This is a genomic window from Paracoccus sp. S4493 (assembly GCF_000967735.1).
GTDB classification, from domain to species: domain Bacteria; phylum Pseudomonadota; class Alphaproteobacteria; order Rhodobacterales; family Rhodobacteraceae; genus Paracoccus; species Paracoccus marcusii.
On sequence record NZ_JXYF01000004.1, the window covers coordinates 48,980 to 69,479 of the forward strand.

Sequence of the window (20,500 nt, forward strand, 5' to 3'; positions counted from 1 at the left end):
GCTTATCCTTTCGCCAGCGCGCCGGAAATGATGCTGCGCTGGACCTCGTTTGAGCCGCCATAGATCGACAGCTTGCGGTTGTTCAGCCAGGTGGCGCTGGCGGCCAGGGCCTCGTCGGCACCCTCGGGGCCTTCGTTCCCCTCAAGCGTCAGGGCCATGGCCTGCCCGCCATAGGCGCGCCGGGTCAGCGCATCCAGGCGCTGGCGGATCTGGGTGCCCTTGATCTTGAGCATGCTGCTCTCGATGCCGGGCGCCTGGCCCTGGGCCGCCGCCGACAGCATGCGCAGGTTGGTGGTGGACATGGCCATCAACTCGATCTCGACCCCCGCCATCTCGGCGGCGAACAGCGGATCGTCGGACAGGGGCTGGCCGCGATGACGCTGCGCCTTGGCCACACGTTTCAGGTTGTCCAGCGCGGCGGTGGCAAAGCCCACGCCCGCGATGTTCGTGCGTTCATGCGTCAGCAGGTACTTGGCATAGGTCCAGCCCTGGTTCTCCTCGCCGACCAGATTGGCGGCGGGCACGCGGACATTGTCGAACCAGACCTCGTTCACCTCGGCCGTGCTGTCCAGCAGGACGATGGGGCGCACGGTGACGCCCGGCGTCTCCATGTCAATGAGCAGGAAGCTGATGCCCTCCTGCTTCTTGCCCGTCGCATTGGTGCGCACCAGGCAGAAGATCATGTTGGCGTGCTGGCCAAGCGTGGTCCAGGTCTTCTGGCCGTTGACGACATAATGGTCGCCATCGCGCACGGCCTCGCAGCGCAGGCTGGCCAGGTCCGACCCGGCGCCGGGTTCGGAATAGCCCTGGCACCACCAGTCGTCGCCGTTCAGGATGCGGGGCAGCCAATAGTCCTGCTGCGCCTTGCTGCCGAACTTCTGCAGGACCGGCCCCAGCATGGCGATGCCGAAGGGCACGATGCGCGGCGCATGGGCGCGGGCCGATTCCTCCTCGAAGATGTGGCGCTGGATCGCGGTCCAGCCCGCGCCGCCGAACTCGCGGGGCCAGTTCCCGGCCAGCCAGCCGCGCGATTGGAGTTTCGCGTGCCAGCCCTCCATTTCGGCCTTGGTCAGGTCGTGATGGAGCCGCACCTTGCGGGCAAGCGCGGGGTCCAGCTCGGCCTTCAGAAAGGCGCGGATGTCGTCGCGGAAGGCGGTTTCCTCGGGGGTAAAGCTCATGTCCATCAGAAGATCTCCAGAAGTCCGGCGGCGCCCTGGCCACCGCCCACGCACATGGTGACGACGCCCCATTTGGCGCCCCGGCGGCGGCCTTCGCGCAGCAGATGGCCCGCGGTGCGCGCGCCGGTCATGCCGAAGGGATGGCCGATGGAAATGGCCCCGCCGTTCACGTTGTATTTCGCCGGGTCGATGCCAAGCGTGTCGCGGCTGTACAGGCACTGGCTGGCGAAGGCCTCGTTCAGCTCCCACAGGTCGATGTCGTCCACCGTCAGCCCGTGGCGCTCCAGCAGGCGCGGCACGGCAAAGACCGGGCCGATGCCCATCTCGTCGGGCGCGCAGCCCGCGACGGCAAAGCCGCGGAAGGCGCCAAGCGGCTCCAGGTTCAGCGACGCCGCCAGGTCGGCCTCCATGACCAGCAGCGCCGCGGCCCCGTCGGACAGCTGGGACGCGTTGCCCGCCGTGATGAACTGGCCCGCGCCGCGCACCGGCTCCAGCTTGGCCAGCGCCTCCAGCGTGGTGCCGGGGCGGTTGCCCTCGTCGGCGGCGATGGTGACCTCGCGGTCGGCGGTCTCGCCGGTCGCCTTGTCGGTGACGGACATGGTGACCGTCATCGGGATGATCTCGTCGTCGAAAATGCCGGCGGCCTGCGCCGCGGCCGTGCGGGCCTGGGATTCGACGGCATAGGCATCCTGCGCCTCGCGGCTGACGCCATAGCGGGCTGCCACGATGTCGGCGGTCTCGATCATGGTCATGTAGAGGTCGGGGCGGTTCGCCTCGATCCAGGCCTCGCGCGAATGGCGCACGGGCGGCTGGACCATCGAGATGCTCTCGACCCCGCCGACCAGCACGGCGCGCGCCCCCTCATGGGCGACCATCTGCGCGCCCTGCGCCAGCGCCTGCAGGCCCGAGGCGCAGAAGCGGTTGACCGTGGCGCCCGCGATGCTGTCGGGCAGGCCCGCGCGGATCACCGCCTGACGGGCGATGTTGCCGCCCGTCGCGGCCTCGGGATAGCCGCAGCCCCAGATGCTGTCCTCGATCAGCGCGGGGTCGATGCCCGCACGCTCGACCACGGCGCGGGCGGTGGCGCCGGCCAGCACGGCCCCGTGGGTCTGGTTGAAGGCGCCGCGTTTCGCGCGCCCGATGGCGGTGCGGGCGGTCGAGACGATCACGGGCTGTTTCATGCGGAGGTTCCTTGGTTCAGGTCGGCAAAGCCGCGGCCGTCGGCCACCAGTTCGGCCAGAAGCGGCGCGGGCTGCCAGAAATGGTCGTCGTCTTCGGCAAAGCGGCGGATGTCGGCCAGGATGCGGTCCAGCCCGTGGGCGTCGGCCCAGTGCATCGGCCCGCCCCGCCAGCGCGGAAAGCCGTATCCGTTCAGCATCACCACATCGACGTCCAGCGGTCGCAGCGCGGTGCCGTCGGCCACCGTGCGGGCAGCCTCGTTCACCATCGCGGCCATGGTGCGGGCGACGATCTCCTCGTCGTCGAAGGTGCGGGGCGTGATGCCCAGATCGGACCGCACCGCGTCCAGGATCGCGGGCAGGTCCGGGTTTGGCTGCGGCTTGCCGTCGGCATAGACGTAATAGCCGCGCCCCGTCTTGCGGCCCAGATCGCCCTGTTCGTACAGGCGGTCGGCAAAGACCGGAACACGGTCGCGCGGATGGCGGTCGGCCGCCTTGCGCTGGCGGGTCATCGCGCCGATGTCCAGGCCCGCCAAGTCACTGACCGCATAGGGGCCCATGGCGAACCCGAAATCGGTCAGCGCGCGGTCGACCTGCTGGGGCGACGCACCGTCCAGCACCATCGCATCGACCGCCGCGCGGTAATGCGACAGGATGCGGTTGCCGATGAAACCGTCGCAGACGCCCGCGCGCACGGCGATCTTGCCAAGGCGCTTGGCCAGGGCAAAGCCGGTGGCCACGACCTCGGGGGCGGTGCGGTCTGCGACCACGACCTCCAGCAGGCGCATGACATGGGCCGGAGAGAAGAAATGCAGGCCGATCACGTCGCGCGGGCGGCGTGTCGCGTCGGCGATGCGGTCCACGTCCAGATAGGACGTGTTAGTCGCCAGCACCGCATCGGGCTTTGCTACGCGGTCGATGGTGGCAAAGACCTGTTCCTTGACCTCCATCGATTCGAACACCGCCTCGACGATCAGGTCGGCCTGACCAAGGGCCGCGTAATCCGTGTCAGTGCGGAATGCCCCGGACAGGATCGCATCCCGGCGCGCCGCGGCCAGCTTGCCGCGGCTGACGGCCCCCGCCAGCAGGTCGCCGACCGTCGCCTGCGCGCGGGCGGTCGCCTGGTCGTCGCGTTCGATCAGGGTCACGTCCAGCCCGGCCAGCAGGCAGGACACCGCGATGCCCGCGCCCATCGTGCCGCCGCCGATCACGCCGATCCGGTCCAGGGGGCGCGGTGCCACGCCCTTGATCTGCGGCAGATGGGCCACGGCGCGTTCGGAAAAGAAGGCATGGATCAGCGCGGCGCGCTGCGGGCTGTCCATCAGCGCCATAAAGCTCGCGCGCTCAATCGCCATGCCCTGGTCGAAGGGCCGCGCCAGGCCATCGGTCACCACGTCCACCGCCGTCGCCTGCGCGATCTGGCCGGGCAGCTTGCGCGCCAGGGTGGCCTTCAGCGCCTGCGCGGCATCCGGGTCGGGGGCGGGTGCGGGCAGATCGCGCGTCCGGCGCGGCGGCTGGCCCGCCAGCGTTTCGGCCAGCGCCATCGCGTCCGCGGTCAGATCGCCCTGCGACAGCGCGTCGATCAGTCCCAGGTCCAGCGCCTGCGCGGCGGGAACCTGGCGGGCGCTGGTAATGATGTCCAGGGCGGCGGCGGTGCCGATCAGGCGCGGCAGGCGTTGCGTGCCGCCCGCACCGGGCAGCAGCCCCAGGGTCACCTCGGGGAGGCCCATGCGGGTGCCGGGGGCCGCGATCCGCGCATGACACCCAAGGGCCAGTTCCAGCCCCCCGCCCAGGGCGGTGCCATGCAGCGCCGCGACGACGGGCTTGTCCAGGGACTCGATGGCGGCGATCACGTCGGGCAGGATCGGGGCCTGCGAAGGCTTGCCGAATTCCGAGATGTCGGCACCTGCGACCCAGGTGCGGCCGGCGCACAGGATCACGGCAGCGTCTGCGCCTGTGTCCGCGGCAAAGTCGCGCGCCGCGTCCATCAGGCCCTGCCGCACGGCATGGCCCGTGGCGTTGACCGGCGGATTGTCGATGGTGATCAGGCCGATGCGGCCTTGGCGGGCATAGGATACGGACATCTGGGAAAACCTCTCAGTCATTCGGGCTGCCGGGCCAGGCGGGCACGCCGTCGGCACCGACCAGCCGTTGCAGGCGGGCGACCGTTTCGCGCAGCACGGGGCCGACATGAGCATGGATGCGGTCATCGGGCAGCACGTCGTCCAGCGCCCCGCAGGAGAACATCACCGGGCCGGCCAGCCGCGCCGACCGGAACGGCACCGACACCGCCGAGATGTTGGACGAATAGCGCAGCCCCTGGCGCACCACGGTATAGCCCTTGGCGATCAGCTGGCCGCGCGCCTCCAGCCGCAGATCCTCCAGCGTGCCGCCGTCCAGCGGCGGTTCGGGATGATCGGCCAGCAGGCCCGCGAATTCCTCGCGCGTGGTGGCGCCCAGCAGGGCCAGGCCCGACGACGATCCGGCGATGGGCAGGCGGTGGCCCACCTCCAGCCAGATCGACGCCGCGCGCTGCGGCCGCCAGGTGCGCATCAGGGCGACCTTGTCGCGGTCGCGCACCGCGAACAGGACCAGCGTGCCGGTCTGGTCGGCCAGGGCCTGCATCATGCCCTGCGCCGAATCCAGGAAGGCCAGCGATGCCGCCGCCACATGCCCCATCGCCAGCAGCGTCGGGCCGGGACGATAGCGGTCGTTGCGCTGCGGCTGCGTCAGGTAGCCCAAGCAGCCAAGCGTGTAGGTCAGCCGCGACACGGTCGATTTCGGCAGGCCGGTGCGTTCCGCGATCTGCGCGTTGCTCAGCCCGTCATCATCGGTCCGGAACGCCCGCAGCACCGACAGCCCGCGCGCCAGCGCGGTGGCAAAGTTGCGGTCGTCCTCATAATCGGGGCGCGTGTCCGGGGCCGGGGTCATCACATGGACCCCGGAATCAGCAGCGACAGGATGGGGAACAGGATCAGCAGCAGCAGGACCAGCATGTCCACGGCCAGGAACCGCGTGACGCCGGCAAAGATCTTGTCGATCCCCACCGACTTGGTGACGTTGCTGACGACGAAGACGTTCAGGCCCACGGGCGGCGTGATCAGCCCGATCTCCAGCAGCTTGACGACGATGACGCCGAACCAGATCAGGTTCAGGCCGTAACCCTCGATCAGCGGCACCATGAAGGGCAGCGTCAGGACCATGATCCCGATCGGGTCCAGGAACATGCCCAGCACCAGATAGATCACCACGACGACCAGCATCAGCATGGCCAGCGACAGTTCGGCGTCCGACACCATGCCCACGACCGCCCCCGCCATGCCCGTCAGCGCGACGAAGCTGACGAAGATCTTGGCGGCGCCCGCGATCAGGAAGATCGCCGCGGTCTGCACCAGGCTTTCGCGGACGGCGCGCCACATCACGCCCATCGTCAGCCGGCGTTGGGCAAAACCGATGATCGTGGTCAGCACGACGCTGACGGCCGCGGCCTCGGTCGCGGTGAACATGCCGCCATAGATGCCGCCGACGATGACCACGAACAGCAGCAGCGCGGGCCAGGCCGCGATGGCCGCATCGGTCCGGCTGGCATCGCCGCGTTCTCCGCGGGGGGCCGCGTCCGGGTCGCGGTTCACCCACCAGGCGATGACCAGAAGCATGCCGGCCAGCGACAGGATGCCCGGCAGGATGCCCGCCAGAAACAGCTGCGCGATCGATGTCTCGGTGAAGATGCCATACAGGATGAACAGCACGGATGGCGGGATCAGCGATCCCAGGGTGCCGCCCACCGCCACCGATGCGGTGGCCAGCTTGGGGTCATAGCCCATGCGCAGCATCTCGGGGACGCAGATGCGTCCCATCGTCGAGGCGCAGGCGATCGACGACCCCGAGATGGCCGAGAACCCGCCGCATCCCAGCACCGATGCCATCGCCACGCCGCCTCGCACCGGCCGCAGCCAGACCGCCGCCGCGTCATAGATGCGCGTGGTGATGCCGGCATAGAACGCGATGTTGCCCAGGGCCACGAACAGCGGCACCATCGACAGATCATAGGAATGGACCAGGTCGAAGAAATTCGAGAAGACCACCGAGCTGGTGGGGTTCAGCGCCCGTTCCGGCATCCACGCGCCGGTGCGCGTGGCATAGACCAGGAACGTGCCGACGCTGGCCACGCCCGCCAGGGCGAACGCGATGGGCACGCGCATCGCCAGCAGCACCAGAACCGCCGCCATCGCGACAAGGCCGATCGTCATCGGGTCCATCAGTTCACCTCGTTTCCGTCGGCATCCAGGATCACGTCGCCGTGGCGCAGCTGCCGCAGGTCCCCCACCAACAGCATCGCCAGACGCACCCACATTAGCAGCAGCCCGGCCATGAACAGCGCCACGCCCGGCCAACGCGGCAGGTTCAGGTCGCCATAGTAGAACTCGCCCGAGGCGAAGGCCTGACCGGCCACCCGCCAGGACGCATAGATCAGCGGCATCAGCGCCAGAAGGCCCACGACATGGCCCAGCACGATGAGGGTCGCGCGCAGGCGGGGCGGCATGCGGTCCGACAGGAAGGTGACGGCGACGTGGCTGCGCGCCGCCGTCGCCGCCGCCATGGGCAGCAGGATGGCCGCGACCATCAGTTCGCGGACCAGGATGATCGCATCGGGCACGCTGGTTCCCCAGAACGCGCGCATCGCCACGTTAGCAAAGATCACCAGCCCCAGCGCGATCAGCGCCAAGACGGCCAGGTCCAGAAGTGTCCGTTCGATCACGCGCATGGGATCAGCCGCGCTCCCAGGGATAACCCTGCGTTTCCAGCTCCTGCGTGTATTGCGCGATCAGGCCGCGGTATTCGTCCAGCAGCGCCTGTCCGTCCAGGCCCGCGGCATCCGCCCGTGCGACCCATTCGTCCAGGTAGGGCTGGCCCGCCTCGGTCAGCCGCGCGCGATCCTCGTCCGAGAAGCTGACGATCTCCTTGCCGGCATCCTCCAGGATCTTGATCGATTCGGCGTTCGCCTGTTCGATGATGCGGCCGAATTCGTCGGCCAGCCCCTCGCCTGCGGTCATGATGACCTGCTGCTGCTCGGGGGACAGCGAATCGAACATCGACTTGTTCATGACGATGCCAAGCGCGCCGACCTGGCCCCAGTCGATGAAGGTGTAGCTGTCGAAGACCTCGTCGAACTTCAGCGCCGCGACCAGGTAGGAATAGGTCTGGGTGCAGTCCAGCAGGCCGTTCTCCATGCCCTGATAGGCCTCGTAGACGCTCATGTCGACCAGGGTCGCGCCCAGGTCGCGGAAGGTCTGGCCATAGGCGCCGACGCCGCGGACCTTCTTGCCCGCCAGCTGGTCGACCGAGGTCACCGCCGGCCCCTTGCAGCCCATCTGCACCGCAGAGGTCGTGTAGGTGCCCACATAGACTAGGTTCTGCGCGGCCAGGTTGGCCTTGATCTGCTCGTTATTGCGCATCAGCGCATCGGTGGCCTTCATGCCCACCCACGGATCAGGGTTGTCCAGCGGCAGGTCGGCGATGCCGTAGGCCACCATGTCCTGGGGGAAATAGACGCCGATGACGCTGCCCAGGTCGGCCACGCCGTCGCGCAGGGACTGGACGGCGGCCTTTTCCGAAAAGAGCGCCCCGCCCCAGGTGATGTCCAGCATCAGGTCGCCGCCCGACTGTTCGGCCACCTGATCGGCGAACCACTGCGTCGCCTCAGCGCGCGCGCCGCGGTTGGGACCGGGCTCGCCATAGATCAGCGTGGTCTGCGACAAGGCGGGGGCGGCAAGGGCTGCGGTCAGGCCGACAGCCATTAGCGCCGTGCGATACGACGGTGTGGTCATGATAAAACTCCTCCCAGTTCCACTTAGCAGGCTGCCATTCCGCACTGCGGAACGCAACCTTGAATTGACCTGATTGTGACCACTGCGCTATCTGGCGGTTTTCCGCCTGATGCCGGATGTTGCGCCTTCACCATCGGAGCTTCCCATGACGCCCCACCCCGTCCGACCGCTGCTGCTGGCCCTTGGCCTGTCCCTGGGCTGGGCCTGGCCCGCCGCGGCCCAGACCCCGGACCTGCCCTTCACCGCCACCGAGATCGAGGCCGCGCAGTATGACGGCAGCGATCTGCCCCGGGGCCGGTCGGCCCTGACCGCCAAGGTGCAGCTGCTGCTGGACCGGTCCGGGACCTCTCCGGGCGTCATCGACGGGTTCAAGGGCGGGATGAGCCAGAGCGCGATCAAGGCGTTCGAACGCCGCACGGGCCTGCCCCAGGACGGCGTGATGGACCCCCATGTCTGGAATCTGCTGCAGTCCTTCGCGACGCGCCCCGTCACCCAGACCTATGTCGTCACCGCCGAGGACGCCGCTGGGCTGGCCGCGTCGATCCCCACGGATTACGCGGAAAAGGCGCTGATGCCCGCCATGGCCCATACCAGCGTCGCCGAGCGCCTGGGCGAGCGGTTCCACATGGACGAGAAGTTCATCGAGTTCCTGAACCCCGGCGTGGCCCTGGTACCCGGCGCGACCATCCAGGTGATGGCGCCGAATCCCCGCCTGCGCGGCCAGGTCACGCGGATCATCATCGACAAGGACAACCGCCGCGTCGCCGGATACAACGCCCGCGGCCAGATGGTCGTGGATTACCCAGCGACCATCGGCAGCAGCGCCACCCCCTCGCCGCAGGGGGCGCACAACGTGCGGACCGTGGCGATCAACCCGAACTATACCTACAATCCCAACGTCAATTTCCGCCAGGAAGGCAACGACAGTCCGCTGGTCATCCCGCCGGGGCCGAACGGGCCGGTGGGCACCGTCTGGATCGGGCTGACCAAGCCCACCTACGGCATCCACGGCACGCCCACCCCGTCGCAGCTGTTCGCGAACCAGTCGATGGGCTGCGTGCGCCTGACCAACTGGGATGCCGAGGAGCTGGCCGGCATGGTCACCATCGGCGGCACCGAGGTCCAGTTCCTGGATGCCGGGGTCACCATCGCCGACGTGACCGGCAGCGGCACCGCGGTCAGCCCGCCCGTGGCCGACATCGCGCTGCCCGAGGGCACGACCGACCAGATCACGACGCCAGACCCCGCGCTGCCGCTGTCGCTGCCCGATCCTCAGGCGCCTGCCACCGTCGCCCCGACGACCCCGACGACCCCGACCCCCACTGCCCCGACGCCGGTAGCCCCCGCGGCCACGGATCCAGCGGCCATCCCCGCCGCGCCGGATGCCGCCGCGCCCGTGACCCCCGATCCGCTCAGCGATGCCCTCAGCGGCGCGCTGCCCGAAGGGTTCGTCGTCCCGCCTCTGGAAGAGGCGCAGCCATGATCCGCGTGGCGGGGACGATCATCGCGTTGACGCTGGCGGTGGTCCCCGCCCTGGCGCAGGAGCGCCCCCCTGAGGCAGAGCCTGACACCGCCCAGACCGCCGACCGCCCGCCCGAAAAGCCCGAAGCTGCGGAACCGGCGCCCGCGCCGGATCCGGTCCCTGATGCGATCAGCGAATCGGTACCGGACGAACCTGCGGCGCAGCCCTTTGGCCCGCCGCCCCCGCCGGTCTGGTTCACCTTGGCCGAGACGGACGCGGAATACGACGCCTGCCGACTGGCGCTGTCGGTGATGGGCGCGCAATTCCGCCCCCAGCCCTCCGTGACCGACCCGGACAACCGCGACTGCGGCATCGCCCGTCCGCTGCAGGTCAGCCGCATCCTGCCAGACGTCGCCCTGTCGGGCGAGCCGGTGATGCGCTGTACGGCCGCGCTGTCGCTGGCGTTGTGGACGCGGGATTTCCTGCAGCCTGCCGCGGGGCTTCTGCCCGAAACGCCGCGCCTGACCGCGCTGGAGACCGGACCGGCCTATTCCTGCCGCGACCGCGTGGGGACCGGAGAGGCCGACCCGAAACCATCGGAACACGGCTATGGCAATGCGATCGACGTGATGGGCTTTCGCTTCGACGATGGCGATCCCGTGCTGGTGCAGCCGCGTCAAGGCGACGGCGATGCCGCCGAAAGCTTTCAGAAGGCAGCGCAGGGGACCGGATGCCTGCTGTTCACCACCGTTCTGGGACCGGGATCGAACGCCGCGCATGACGACCACCTGCATCTGGACATGGCGGCCCGGAACGGCGGCTGGCGGCTGTGCGAATGACGCCTCAGCGGCTCTGACGCTCCATGTCCAGATAGGTCGGGTCGAACCGGGCCAGCATCGCCAGGCCCTTCCAGTCCAGGATCGACACATCGGCCCCCGACCAGCGCAGCAGGCCGCGATCGCGCAGATCGCGCACGGCCCGGTTCACGTGGATCGGTGAATATCCCAAAATATCCGCCAGTTCCCGTTGCAGCAAAGGCAGAGAGAACTGATGGTCGGCCGCGGCGCCGACGGCGTTCAGGCGGGTATAGACCTCGCACAGCAGGTGGGCCAGATGCGCGCTGGAGCGCAGCGAGGCCGCCGCGACCAGCCATTGCCGGTGCACCGCCGCGTCGATCAGCGTCGCCATCCACAAGAGGCGCGTCAGGTGCGGAAAATTCTCGGTGATCTCGACCAGTTCGTCGTGATCGACGAACTCGACCTCGGCGGGACCGACAGCGACGACGGAATGTTCCAGCCCGGCCAGAACGAACCCGTGCAGATCGACGAAATCACCCGGCACGTGCAGGGCGGTGATCACCCGTTCATCGGGCCGCCCGACCAGGCGGTGCGAACGCGCCGACATGCCGCGTAGCATCATGCAGCTGCGTTTCGCCACCCGGTCGACGGGGACAATCACCTCTCCGGAGGCGAAGCTGACATGCTGGGTGCGCAAGGCGCGAAGACGGGCTAGATCGCGTTCGGGCAAGCTGTCACGTCGTTGAAGGAAACGGATAAAATACTCGGTAATCGCCATTCCGCCCCTCCTTCTAAGGCAGCCGGACAGTTGCAAATCGGGATTCTGGACGCAATGGTCCCCCCTTGCGTTCTAACATTGATTAAGCCAACGCAACGCGGCGCCGCTTGGTTTCACGCGCGCGCGCGCATGGGCAGGCGCAGCGCGGCCTCCAACGCGGCAAAGCTGTCCGCGATGCCGGGGCAGCGGCGCGTCACGAATTCGTCCAGCTGGGGGTACAATCGCACCGCCTCGTCCAGCTTGGCGTCCGAACCGGGCGCATAGAGGCCCGCACGGATCATCAGTTCCGATTCGGCATAGGCGCCAAGCGCCGCACGGGCACGCCCGATGGCCGCGTTCTCGACCGCGCTGGCGGCATCGGGCAGCGACCGTGACACCGACCGCACCACATCGACCGCCGGAAAGCGGCCCCGTTCCGCGATGGTGCGGTCCAGCACGACATGGCCGTCCAGCGTCCCGCGCAGGATGTCGGCCACCGGCTCCTCCATGTCCGATCCCGCGACCAGCACGCTGAAGATGCCGGTGATGTCGCCCGACCCTTCCGGGCCGGGGCCTGTGCGTTCCGCCAGCGCCATGATCAGGTTCGACACCGACGGGGGAAAGCCGCGATAGCTGGGCGGCTCGCCCGCGGCCAGGGCGATCTCGCGATGCGCCTCGGCAAAGCGGGTGATCGAATCGGCCAGGAACAGGACGTGGCGGCCCTGGTCGCGAAAATGCTCGGCCACGGCCATCGCGGCCCAGGCACAGCGCCGCCGGATCAGCGGCGACTGATCTGAGGTCGCCGCGACGATCACCGTGCGGGCCATGCCCTCCGGACCCATCGTCTTTTCGACGAATTCGCGCAGCTCGCGACCGCGTTCGCCGATCATGGCGATGACCACGACATCGGCCTGTACCCCGCGCGCCATCTGCGACAGCAGCGTGGACTTTCCCACCCCCGACCCAGCGAACAGGCCGATCCGCTGTCCCGCGACGATGGGCAGCAGCGTATCGAAGACCGCCATTCCGGTTGCCAGCCGCGCCCCAAGGCGCTTGCGCGTGGCGGCAGGCGGCGCTTCGGTCCGAAAGCTGCGGCGCGTCAGGCCCTGGGTCAGCGGGCGACCGTCCAGGGGCTGGCCCAACGGGTCGATGATCCGGCCGATCCAGGCATCGCAGGGCGCGATTCGGGGCGCGAAGTCCAGCTGCACCTGGGCGCCGACCGACAGCCCCTCGATCGGGCCTTCGGGCAGGATCTGGGCGGCGCGGGGCGACAGGCCCACGATCTCTCCGCCCAGGTCGCCCGATTGCAGGGCGATTCGCACCCGGTCGCCGACCGATGCGCGCCCGTTCAGCCCTTCGGCGGCGATCAGGCCCGCGCGGATCGACTGCACGCGACCGTAATGCGTGGCCAGGCGCAGCTGCGACAGCCGGCGCGCGATCGATTCAAGCTTGTCCATCCGGTCTCCTTTCACCGCGTGTCGAAAATCCGGCGGCTGAAACGGTTTCTAAACCAATTGGGGTTAAGACCGGGTTTATCGAGATTGAGGAGAAGCCTCATGTTTGAGAAGATCGAAATGCTGCGGATGGCCCGCGCGATGGGCCAGCACACGCAGGCCCGCCACATCGAGGTGGCGCGCAACATCGCCAACGCGGACACGCCCGGTTTCCGGGCCCATGACCTGCAGCCCTTTGCCGAGACCTATCGGCAGGCCGAGGAGGGCGGCACGCTGCGCGTGTCGAACGCCCGCCACCTGGATGCGCCGCAATGGTCGCCCGGCGGGGCGCGGGTGATCGAGGTCGCGGGCCCCGTCTCTCCGAACGGCAACTCCGTGTCGCTGGAGGAGGAGATGGTCCGCGCCGCCGAGGTCAAGAGCAGCCATGACCGCTCGCTGACCATCTATCGCTCGGGGCTGGATCTGCTGCGGTCCAGTCTGGGACGCAGGTAAGGAACCACCACCATGACCGATCAGATTTCACCGCTGCGCATGGCAGCGTCGGGGATGCGTGCGCAGACCGAACGCCTGCGCCACACGTCCGAGAACATCGCGAACGCCGACACGCCCGGCTATCGCCGCAAGCTGGTGGCCTTCGAGGAGGCCGTCCGTTTCGGCCGCACGACGGGCGAGGTCCAAGCCGGCCGCATGCAGCTGGACCAATCGGCGCTGCCGCGCATCCATGACCCCGCGCATCCGATGGCCGACCAAGACGGCTATTACGACGGATCCAACGTCGATCTGGTGATCGAGCTGGCCGACGCCCGCGAGGCGGGCCGCAGCTACGAGGCCAACCTGCGCATGTTCGAACAGACCCGTCAGATGAACGGATCGCTTCTTGATCTTCTTCGCCGCTAGAAAGGCCGACCCATGATTTCCGGATTGAACGCCGCCAACGCCTATTCCGCCGCCCGCACGGCCGTCGCCCCCCAGCAGGGATCGGAGGCCCTGGCCCGCGTGGGGCAGGTCGCCGAGGATTTCGCCGCCCAGATGGCCCAGGTCGACCAGGTCGCCACCGGCGCCATGACCGGCCAGACCAGCACCCAGCAGCTGGTCCAGACCATCGCCGAGGCCGAGCTGACCATGAACACCGTCGTGGCGATCCGCGACAAGGTCGTCGAGGCGTACCAGGAAATCCTGCGGATGCCGGTGTAGGGAAGGAACGTCGTGATGGGAGAGACGGTCCTTTTCGACATGCTGCGCCAGGCGCTGCTGATCTCGGTCCGGATCTCGGCCCCGCTTCTGGGGGTCGCGCTGATCGCGGGGGTGGTGATCGGCCTGTTCCAGGCGCTGACCTCGGTTCAGGAGATGACGCTGACCTTCGTGCCCAAGGTGGGGCTGATGCTGGTCGTCTTCTGGGTCTCGATGAGCTTCATGACCACCGCCCTGGCGGATTTCTACCTGGGCGAAATCATTCCCATGATCGCGGGCAGCTGAGATGGACAACGCAATCTATGCCAGCCTGTCGCGGCAATCCGGCCTGATGGCCGAAATGCGCGTCGTGGCCAACAACATCGCCAACGCCAACACCACCGGTTACCGGCGCGAGGGGGTGATCTTTGCCGAACACCTGTCCGCGCTGGACCGGCAGGGCGACACGCTGTCGATGGCCCACGCCCGCGGCCGCCTGCTGGACCTGCAGCAGGGCGGGCTGACGCAGACCAACAACAGCATGGACCTGGCCATCGAGGGCGAGGGGTTCTTTCTGGTCGAGGCGCCCGACGGGCTGCGCCTGACCCGCGCGGGCGCCTTCATCCCCTCGGCCGAGGGGGAACTGATGACCGCCGACGGCCACCGTCTGCTGGACGAGGGTCAGGCGCCGATCATCCTGCCGGCGGGCGCCAATGCGGTGGCCATCGGTGCCGACGGCACGCTGTCGTCGAACGGCCTGCCCTTTGGCCGCATCGGCCTGTTCACCCCGCCCGAAGGCACCGACCTGACCCGCCAGAGCGGCACCGGCTTCGCCGTCGAGGGCGAGCCGCAGCTGGTCGAGGAGGGCCGCATCCGCCAGGGCTTCCTCGAGGACAGCAACGTCGACCCGATCTTCGAGATCACCCGCATGATCGAGGTCCAGCGCGCCTACGAGCTGGGCCAGACCTTCCTGGATCGCGAGGATCAGCGGATCCGCGGCGCGATCACCGCCATGACCCGATAAGGAGCCACCATGAGAGCCCTGCAGATCGCCGCCTCCGGTATGAGCGCGCAGCAGACCCGCGTCGAGGTCATCTCGAACAACCTCGCGAACATGTCCACGACCGGCTACAACGCCCGCCGTGCCGAGTTCGCGGACCTGCACTACCAGCAGGCCGCCCGTCCGGGCAGCGTCACCGCCGCCGACGGAACGGTGATCCCCGCCGGGGTCCAGCTGGGCCTTGGCGTGCGCCCCACAGCGGTCAGCGTGAACCTGCAGCAGGGCGCGTTGACGCAGACGGGCGGCGACCTGGACCTGGCCATCGAGGGCGACGGCTATCTTGAGGTGACGCTGCCGTCCGGGGTCTCGGGGTATACCCGCGACGGCGGGCTGAAGCGATCGCCCGAGGGGCAGATCGTGACCTCGGACGGCTATCCCGTCGTCCCCGACATCACCATCCCTGAGGATGCCCGCGCCATCACCATCAATGCCGGCGGAGAGGTCTATGCCTATTTCGCCGACCGGGTCGATGCCGAGCTGCTGGGCCAGCTGACCCTGGCCGGTTTCGCCAACGAGAAGGGCCTCGAGGCGATCGGGTCCAACCTGTTCATCGAGACCGCAGCCTCGGGCGGCCCGCAGGTCGTGAATCCCGGCCAGGACGGCCTGGGCACACTGCGCCAAGGCTATCTGGAGGAAAGCTCTGTCGATGCGGTGCGCGAGATCACCGACCTGATCAAGGCGCAGCGCGGCTACGAGCTGAACGCCAAGGTCATCACCGCTGCCGACCAGATGCTCGGCGCCACGACGCAGGTGCGGTGATGCGGGCGCTGATCGTGATGCTGGCGCTGCTGCCGGGGGCGGCCTTCGCAGGCGCCCTGGGCGCGGCGCACACCCTGCCGGTCGGGCACGTGATCGCGGCGGGCGACCTGACGGTGATCGACAGCGACCGGCCCGGCCTGACAGACCCGTCCGCCGCGATCGGGATGCAGACCCGCATCACCATCTACGAAGGCCGGCCGCTGCACGCCAACATGCTGCAGGCGCCCCGCGTGATCGGCCGCAACCAGATCGTGCGCCTGCGCTTTCAGCGGGGCGCCCTGCAGATCGACACCGAGGGGCGCGCCATGTCGGACGGCGCCGCCGGAGAACTGATCCGCGTCATGAACATGGGCTCGCGCAGCACGGTCACCGCCCAGGTGATGCCGGACGGCACGCTGGCCGTCACCAACTGAGAGGAACGACGATGAAACCCGCCTATCTGCTGTGCCTGGCCCTTGCCGCCGCGGGCTGTTCGCGCGCCGCCAATATCGGCCAGCCGCCCGAACTGACCTCGCCCCGCGAGACGGAGGAATTCCTGGCGATGACCAATCCGCCCCTGAACCTGCCGCTGGATTCGGGCCGCCCCGAGGCCGCGGCCTCGCTGTGGGCCGGCACCCAGTCTTCGTTGATCAGCGACCGTCGCGCGGCCATCCGCGGCGACATCCTGACCGTCGTGATCGAGATCGACGACGAGGCCACGATCAGCAACAGCAGCGGTCGCAACCGCGCCAGCAGCGAGAGCCTGTCGATCCCGCAGATGGTCGGCATTCCGCAGCGTCTTGGCGAGAAGCTGCCCGAAGGTGCCAGCTTCGACAACCTGGCCGACGCGTCGTCGTCGTCATCCTATCGCGGCAACGGCAACATCTCGCGGCGCGATCAGCTGACGTTGCGGGTTGCGGCGACGGTCGTGGACACGCTGCCCAACGGCACGCTGCAGATCCAGGGCACGCAAGAGGTCCGCGTGAACTTCGAATTGCGCGAGCTGACCGTCAGCGGCTTCGTACGCCCCGCCGACATCGATCGCAGCAACGAGATCGCCTATGACCGCATCGCCGGTGCGCGCATCAGCTATGGTGGCCGCGGCCAGATCACCGATGTGCAGCAGCCGCGCTATGGCCAGCAGATCGCCGACATCGTCCTGCCCTATTGAAGGTGTTCCCGTGATCAAGAAACTCATTCCCATCGCCCTGCCCGTGCTGGCCTTGGTCGGCGGCGCATTCGGTGGCGACATGCTGCGCGCCCCCGCATCACCGGCCGATCCCGCAACCGAGGCCGCAGCCGCGGACGATCACGGCGCGGCCCCCGCCGATGACGGCCACGGCGGTGGCGAGGATCATGGCGGCGACGATCACGGGGGCGGAGACCACGGCGGCGGCGACCACGGTGGCGGGGGTGACCCCACCGAGGCCGCCTATTTCCAGTTCCCGACCCAGTTCTTCGTGCCCTTGATGCGTCAGGGCGACCTGCGCGACGTGATGATCCTGACGGTGACCCTGCAGACCGACGGGGCCAACCTCCAGGCGCTGTCGAAGAAGGAGCACATCCTGCGCGACGCCCTGCTGCGCCAGCTGATGATCCACGCCAATACCGGCGGTTTCGACGACAATTTCACCGCGGATCGCAACCTTGTCACCCTGCGCGAGGGTCTGCTGCAGGCCGCCAAGGCCGCGACGGATGCCCCCGTCACCGCCGTCCTGATCGAGGATATCGCCCGTCAGCCGGGCTGACCTGCTTGCCCTTGCCGCGCCTTCGGGCCAGAACCGCAGACACCCGGAGCGACCGCTTCGGGTGTCTGCTTTTCCGGAGGGGCCGTTGCACGCGCATCACGTGGTGATCCTGATGGCGACCTGGCAGGGCGCGCCGCATCTGGGCACGCAGCTGGACAGCATCGCGGCACAGACGCACGCGGATTGGTCGCTGATCGTGTCCGATGATGGGTCGACCGATGAAACCCGGCAGATCGTCGAACAGTTCGCGGCGGATCGGCCCGCAGGACAGGTGCGCCTGGTCGACGGACCGCGCGCGGGCGCCACGCGGAACTTCCTGTCGCTGCTAAATCACGTGCCCCCCGACGCATCGGCCGCGTTCTGCGATCAGGACGACCAGTGGCTGCCGCACAAGCTGGCCCGCGCAGTGTCCGCCCTGCAGGGGTTGGCCGGACCCGCCCATTACGCCGCCCGGACCATCATCACCGATGCGGACCTGCGCCCCCTGGCACCATCGCGCCGGTTCCTGCGTCCCTTGGGCTTTCGCAACGCGCTGGTCCAGGCCTGCATGGCGGGCAACACCTCGGTGTTCAACCGGCACGCCGTGGCGCTGCTGCAGCACGCCGCGCCGCATGCGATGCGGGCGGGGGTGATCTCTCATGACTGGTGGGCCTATCAGGTCAGCGCGGGCTACGGCGCGACGCTGATCCACGACCCGGAACCCGGGTTGCTGTACCGCCAGCATGCCCGATCCGAGGTCGGGCGCAACGATACCTTGCCTGCGCTGGCCGCGCGGTTGCGCAAGCTGATGGCCGGGCAGTTCGGCGGCTGGCTGCGGGCCAACCGCGCCAGCCTGTTGCCCCTGGATCTTCCGTCCGACAGCCGCGCGACGCTGGCGCATCTGGGCCGGATGCTGGACAGCACCGGGCCGCAGGCCATGATGGCCATGCGGCGTGGCGGATTTTATCGGCAGACGCGGCCCGGGACGGCGGCCCTTGCGCTGTCGGCGCTGACCGGCGCCCTGCGCGCCTGATCGCTATTCGACGATCAGGTCCGCGTGCAGGGCACCTGCCGAATGGATCGACTTCAGGATGTCGATCATGTCGCGAGGCCGCACACCCAAGGCATTCAGACCGTCGACAAGATCCGACAGGTTGGTCTCTCCGGCCACCTCCACAAAGCCGATGCCGGGTTCCTGGTTCACGTCGACGGCGGTGCGGGGCACGGTCACTGTCTCTCCAGCGGCAAACGGGTTGGGCTGGGATACCAGCGGCGCCTCGGCCACGCGCAGGGTCAGGTTGCCCTGCGACACCGCCACCCGGGAAATGCGCACGCGTTCGCCCACCACGATCGTCCCGGACTTGTGGTCGATCACCACCTTGGCCCGGTCTTCGGGTTCGATCAGCAGGTTCTCGATCCGGCCGACGACGCGGGCGGGGTTCACGTCGCCCAAGCCGCGGAAGTTCACGACGACCGTGCCGCTGTCCAGCGTCACGGCCAGTTGGCGGTTGAAGTCACGGTTGATCGCGTCCTCGACCCGCGTGGCGGTGGTGAAATCGGCATTGCGCAGCGCGATGCGGATGTCGTCGATGCCGGCGAAATCGAATTCTACCTCGCGCTCGACACGGGCGCCCACCGGGATGCTTCCGGTGGTGGGCACGCCCTCGACCACGCGGGCCGCGTCGCCCTGCGCCGCGACCCCGCCCGCGATGATCGATCCCTGGGCCACGGCATAGATGTTGCCATCCGCGGCCTTCAGCGGGGTCATCACCAGCGTACCGCCCAGCAGGCTTTTCGCGTCGCCGATCGCAGAGACGCTCACGTCGATCCTGCTGCCAGACCGCGCAAAGGGCGGCAGGGTGGCCGTCACGATCACCGCCGCCACGTTCTTGGACCTCAGGGCGTCATCGGTGACGTTCACCCCAAGCCGTTCCAGCAGGCCGGCCAGCATCTCTTCGGTGAAGGGGGCATTGCGCATGCCGTCGCCCGACCCGTCCAAGCCGACGACAAGCCCATAGCCGACCAGGTCGTTGCCCCGTACGCCGTCGAAATCGGCCAGATCCTTGATGCGCACGGGCACAGCCAGGGCCGAGGTCGCCACGGCCATCCACAGGATCAGTGCTTGCAAAACTGTCTTCATCGCAGGAAATCCACCAGCTTGAGGTTCGCCAGCCGCGCCTGGACCGCATAGAGAGATTCGAGCTGGCTTTGCACTTCGGTCAGGGCTGCTGCCGTCTCGAACGGGTCGGCGCTGCGGATGTCGCCGCGGGCGCGTTCCAGCGTGTTCAGGGTCGAGGTCCCGGTAACCTGCGCGCGCTCGACGGTCTGCTGGGCAAGGCCCACACGCCCCATCTCTCCCAGAACGGCGCTGTCCGCGGCGACCATCAGGGTGCCGCCCGTGGACAACAGCTCTCTCCGCTCGGCCACGTTGCCCGCCAGGATACCGCGGTCCAGGATGGCTGCGGTCGCCAGGCCCTTCAGCAGGTCGCGCACCGGGCCAGACGCACCGGTCGTCTGCATCTCGACCGAGACGCCTTCTCCGACGGTGATCCGCTGCGGCTGGCCCAGGGTCCCGTGATAGGCCGTGTCCAGAAACCCGCCTCCCCCGGCCGGAGCGTCGAACCAGTCGGACACCGCTTGCGCGACGTCTGCGGCCGTGGTCAGCGGCGCGACGATGGCCTGCAGGCTGTCCAGGATGCTGGTCGCGTCCGACAGGGGGGCCACGTCTGATGCCTCTCCGGACAAAAGGTACCGGTTGCTGTTCGTGCCGTTCAGCCTCTGGATCACCGAATCGAACGCATTGGCCACTTCTGTCGACCGCGTCCCCAGCAGGGCCTGGTCGTTGAACGGGTCGGTGGCCAGGGCCAGGCCCAGCTCCGTCGTGCTGAGCCGGACGGCGTCGAACATGTCCTGCACCGCCTGCAGCCGGATGCCCGCATCCTGACCGTTCTGGCGCAACTGCCCGGCCAGCTGGATGCGGCCTTCGATCTCGTTCAGGGCGCGGGTGTTGCCGCCAACGCGCTGGCCCACATCCGCGACCTGCCCGGACGCGACCTCCTGGGTCAGGGTGGACAGGGTCGTCTTGATCCGGTTCGAGGCGACCTGCAGCGCATAGGCGCGGGCTTGGTCACCGATACTGTTCAGGGTCACG

23 protein-coding genes are annotated in these 20,500 nt (G+C 68.6%); 12 read left to right on the forward strand and 11 right to left on the reverse strand.

Annotated features, from left to right (window positions below):
- Positions 1–2: 2 nt before the first annotated feature.
- From TW83_RS01330 to TW83_RS01360, 7 genes are read right to left on the reverse strand one after another with little or no spacing between them, the layout of a single operon-like run.
- Positions 3–1,184, reverse strand: a complete 1,182-nt coding sequence (locus TW83_RS01330) for an acyl-CoA dehydrogenase family protein (protein WP_045980965.1) — start codon at positions 1,182–1,184, stop codon at positions 3–5.
- The gene (locus TW83_RS01335) at positions 1,184–2,359 is read right to left on the reverse strand and encodes an acetyl-CoA C-acyltransferase (RefSeq protein WP_045980966.1); all 1,176 of its coding nucleotides are present in this window, start codon (positions 2,357–2,359) and stop codon (positions 1,184–1,186) included. Before TW83_RS01335 ends, TW83_RS01330 begins: the two co-directional genes overlap by 1 nt.
- Positions 2,356–4,440 (reverse strand): 3-hydroxyacyl-CoA dehydrogenase NAD-binding domain-containing protein, encoded by a 2,085-nt coding sequence (locus TW83_RS01340; RefSeq protein ID WP_239441262.1) that lies wholly within the window; start codon positions 4,438–4,440, stop codon positions 2,356–2,358. Before TW83_RS01340 ends, TW83_RS01335 begins: the two co-directional genes overlap by 4 nt.
- Before the next feature lie 13 nt (positions 4,441–4,453).
- Complete coding sequence (locus TW83_RS01345; protein ID WP_045980968.1) at positions 4,454–5,287, reverse strand: IclR family transcriptional regulator; 834 nt, start codon at positions 5,285–5,287, stop codon at positions 4,454–4,456.
- A complete protein-coding gene (locus tag TW83_RS01350) occupies positions 5,287–6,615 on the reverse strand; it encodes a TRAP transporter large permease (protein WP_045980969.1) in 1,329 nt (442 codons plus the stop codon). The genes TW83_RS01345 and TW83_RS01350 overlap by 1 nt, the downstream gene beginning before the upstream one ends.
- Complete coding sequence (locus tag TW83_RS01355; RefSeq protein ID WP_045980970.1) at positions 6,615–7,121, reverse strand: TRAP transporter small permease; 507 nt, start codon at positions 7,119–7,121, stop codon at positions 6,615–6,617. Before TW83_RS01355 ends, TW83_RS01350 begins: the two co-directional genes overlap by 1 nt.
- Before the next feature lie 4 nt (positions 7,122–7,125).
- A complete protein-coding gene (locus TW83_RS01360; protein ID WP_052714555.1) occupies positions 7,126–8,184 on the reverse strand; it encodes a C4-dicarboxylate TRAP transporter substrate-binding protein in 1,059 nt (352 codons plus the stop codon).
- Positions 8,185–8,329: 145 nt separating this feature from the next.
- On the opposite strand from TW83_RS01360, the gene TW83_RS01365 reads away from it, so the two are divergent.
- Positions 8,330–9,667, forward strand: coding sequence for a L,D-transpeptidase (locus TW83_RS01365; RefSeq protein ID WP_071209458.1), 1,338 nt, complete (start codon positions 8,330–8,332; stop codon positions 9,665–9,667).
- A complete protein-coding gene (locus TW83_RS01370; RefSeq protein WP_045980972.1) occupies positions 9,664–10,485 on the forward strand; it encodes an extensin family protein in 822 nt (273 codons plus the stop codon). Before TW83_RS01365 ends, TW83_RS01370 begins: the two co-directional genes overlap by 4 nt.
- 4 nt (positions 10,486–10,489) lie before the next feature.
- Here the strand turns inward: TW83_RS01370 and TW83_RS01375 are convergent, their stop codons facing one another.
- Together TW83_RS01375 and TW83_RS01380 are read right to left on the reverse strand one after the other, a co-directional pair.
- The gene (locus TW83_RS01375; protein WP_045980973.1) at positions 10,490–11,221 is read right to left on the reverse strand and encodes a Crp/Fnr family transcriptional regulator; all 732 of its coding nucleotides are present in this window, start codon (positions 11,219–11,221) and stop codon (positions 10,490–10,492) included.
- 113 nt (positions 11,222–11,334) lie between these two features.
- Positions 11,335–12,657 (reverse strand): FliI/YscN family ATPase, encoded by a 1,323-nt coding sequence (locus TW83_RS01380; protein ID WP_045980974.1) that lies wholly within the window; start codon positions 12,655–12,657, stop codon positions 11,335–11,337.
- Positions 12,658–12,756: 99 nt separating this feature from the next.
- On the opposite strand from TW83_RS01380, the gene TW83_RS01385 reads away from it, so the two are divergent.
- The 10 genes from TW83_RS01385 (at position 12,757) to TW83_RS01430 (ending at position 18,382) form a co-directional block, all read left to right on the forward strand.
- Entirely contained in the window at positions 12,757–13,146 is a 390-nt protein-coding gene (locus TW83_RS01385) for a FlgB family protein (protein WP_045980975.1), read from the forward strand.
- 12 nt (positions 13,147–13,158) lie between these two features.
- A complete protein-coding gene (gene flgC / locus TW83_RS01390) occupies positions 13,159–13,551 on the forward strand; it encodes a flagellar basal body rod protein FlgC (RefSeq protein WP_045980976.1) in 393 nt (130 codons plus the stop codon).
- Positions 13,552–13,563: 12 nt separating this feature from the next.
- Positions 13,564–13,848, forward strand: a complete 285-nt coding sequence (locus tag TW83_RS01395) for a flagellar hook-basal body complex protein FliE (RefSeq protein ID WP_045980977.1) — start codon at positions 13,564–13,566, stop codon at positions 13,846–13,848.
- 15 nt (positions 13,849–13,863) lie between these two features.
- The gene (locus TW83_RS01400) at positions 13,864–14,130 is read left to right on the forward strand and encodes a flagellar biosynthetic protein FliQ (RefSeq protein ID WP_042250834.1); all 267 of its coding nucleotides are present in this window, start codon (positions 13,864–13,866) and stop codon (positions 14,128–14,130) included.
- Position 14,131: 1 nt separating this feature from the next.
- Positions 14,132–14,848: a flagellar hook-basal body complex protein gene (locus tag TW83_RS01405; protein WP_045980978.1), complete on the forward strand. Its 717-nt coding sequence runs from the start codon at positions 14,132–14,134 to the stop codon at positions 14,846–14,848.
- Positions 14,849–14,857: 9 nt separating this feature from the next.
- Positions 14,858–15,643, forward strand: a complete 786-nt coding sequence (flgG, locus tag TW83_RS01410) for a flagellar basal-body rod protein FlgG (protein WP_045980979.1) — start codon at positions 14,858–14,860, stop codon at positions 15,641–15,643.
- Positions 15,643–16,056 (forward strand): flagellar basal body P-ring formation chaperone FlgA, encoded by a 414-nt coding sequence (gene flgA / locus TW83_RS01415; protein WP_045980980.1) that lies wholly within the window; start codon positions 15,643–15,645, stop codon positions 16,054–16,056. Before flgG ends, flgA begins: the two co-directional genes overlap by 1 nt.
- Positions 16,057–16,067: 11 nt before the next feature.
- Positions 16,068–16,793, forward strand: a complete 726-nt coding sequence (gene flgH / locus TW83_RS01420; RefSeq protein WP_045980981.1) for a flagellar basal body L-ring protein FlgH — start codon at positions 16,068–16,070, stop codon at positions 16,791–16,793.
- Between the two features lie 10 nt (positions 16,794–16,803).
- Positions 16,804–17,370, forward strand: coding sequence for a hypothetical protein (locus TW83_RS01425; protein WP_052714557.1), 567 nt, complete (start codon positions 16,804–16,806; stop codon positions 17,368–17,370).
- Between the two features lie 85 nt (positions 17,371–17,455).
- Complete coding sequence (locus tag TW83_RS01430) at positions 17,456–18,382, forward strand: glycosyltransferase (RefSeq protein WP_052714559.1); 927 nt, start codon at positions 17,456–17,458, stop codon at positions 18,380–18,382.
- Positions 18,383–18,385: 3 nt separating this feature from the next.
- Here the strand turns inward: TW83_RS01430 and TW83_RS01435 are convergent, their stop codons facing one another.
- Positions 18,386–19,489: a flagellar basal body P-ring protein FlgI gene (locus TW83_RS01435; RefSeq protein WP_045980982.1), complete on the reverse strand. Its 1,104-nt coding sequence runs from the start codon at positions 19,487–19,489 to the stop codon at positions 18,386–18,388.
- Positions 19,486–20,499, reverse strand: coding sequence for a hypothetical protein (locus TW83_RS01440; RefSeq protein ID WP_045980983.1), 1,014 nt, complete (start codon positions 20,497–20,499; stop codon positions 19,486–19,488). The genes TW83_RS01435 and TW83_RS01440 overlap by 4 nt, the downstream gene beginning before the upstream one ends.
- Position 20,500: the final 1 nt, after the last annotated feature.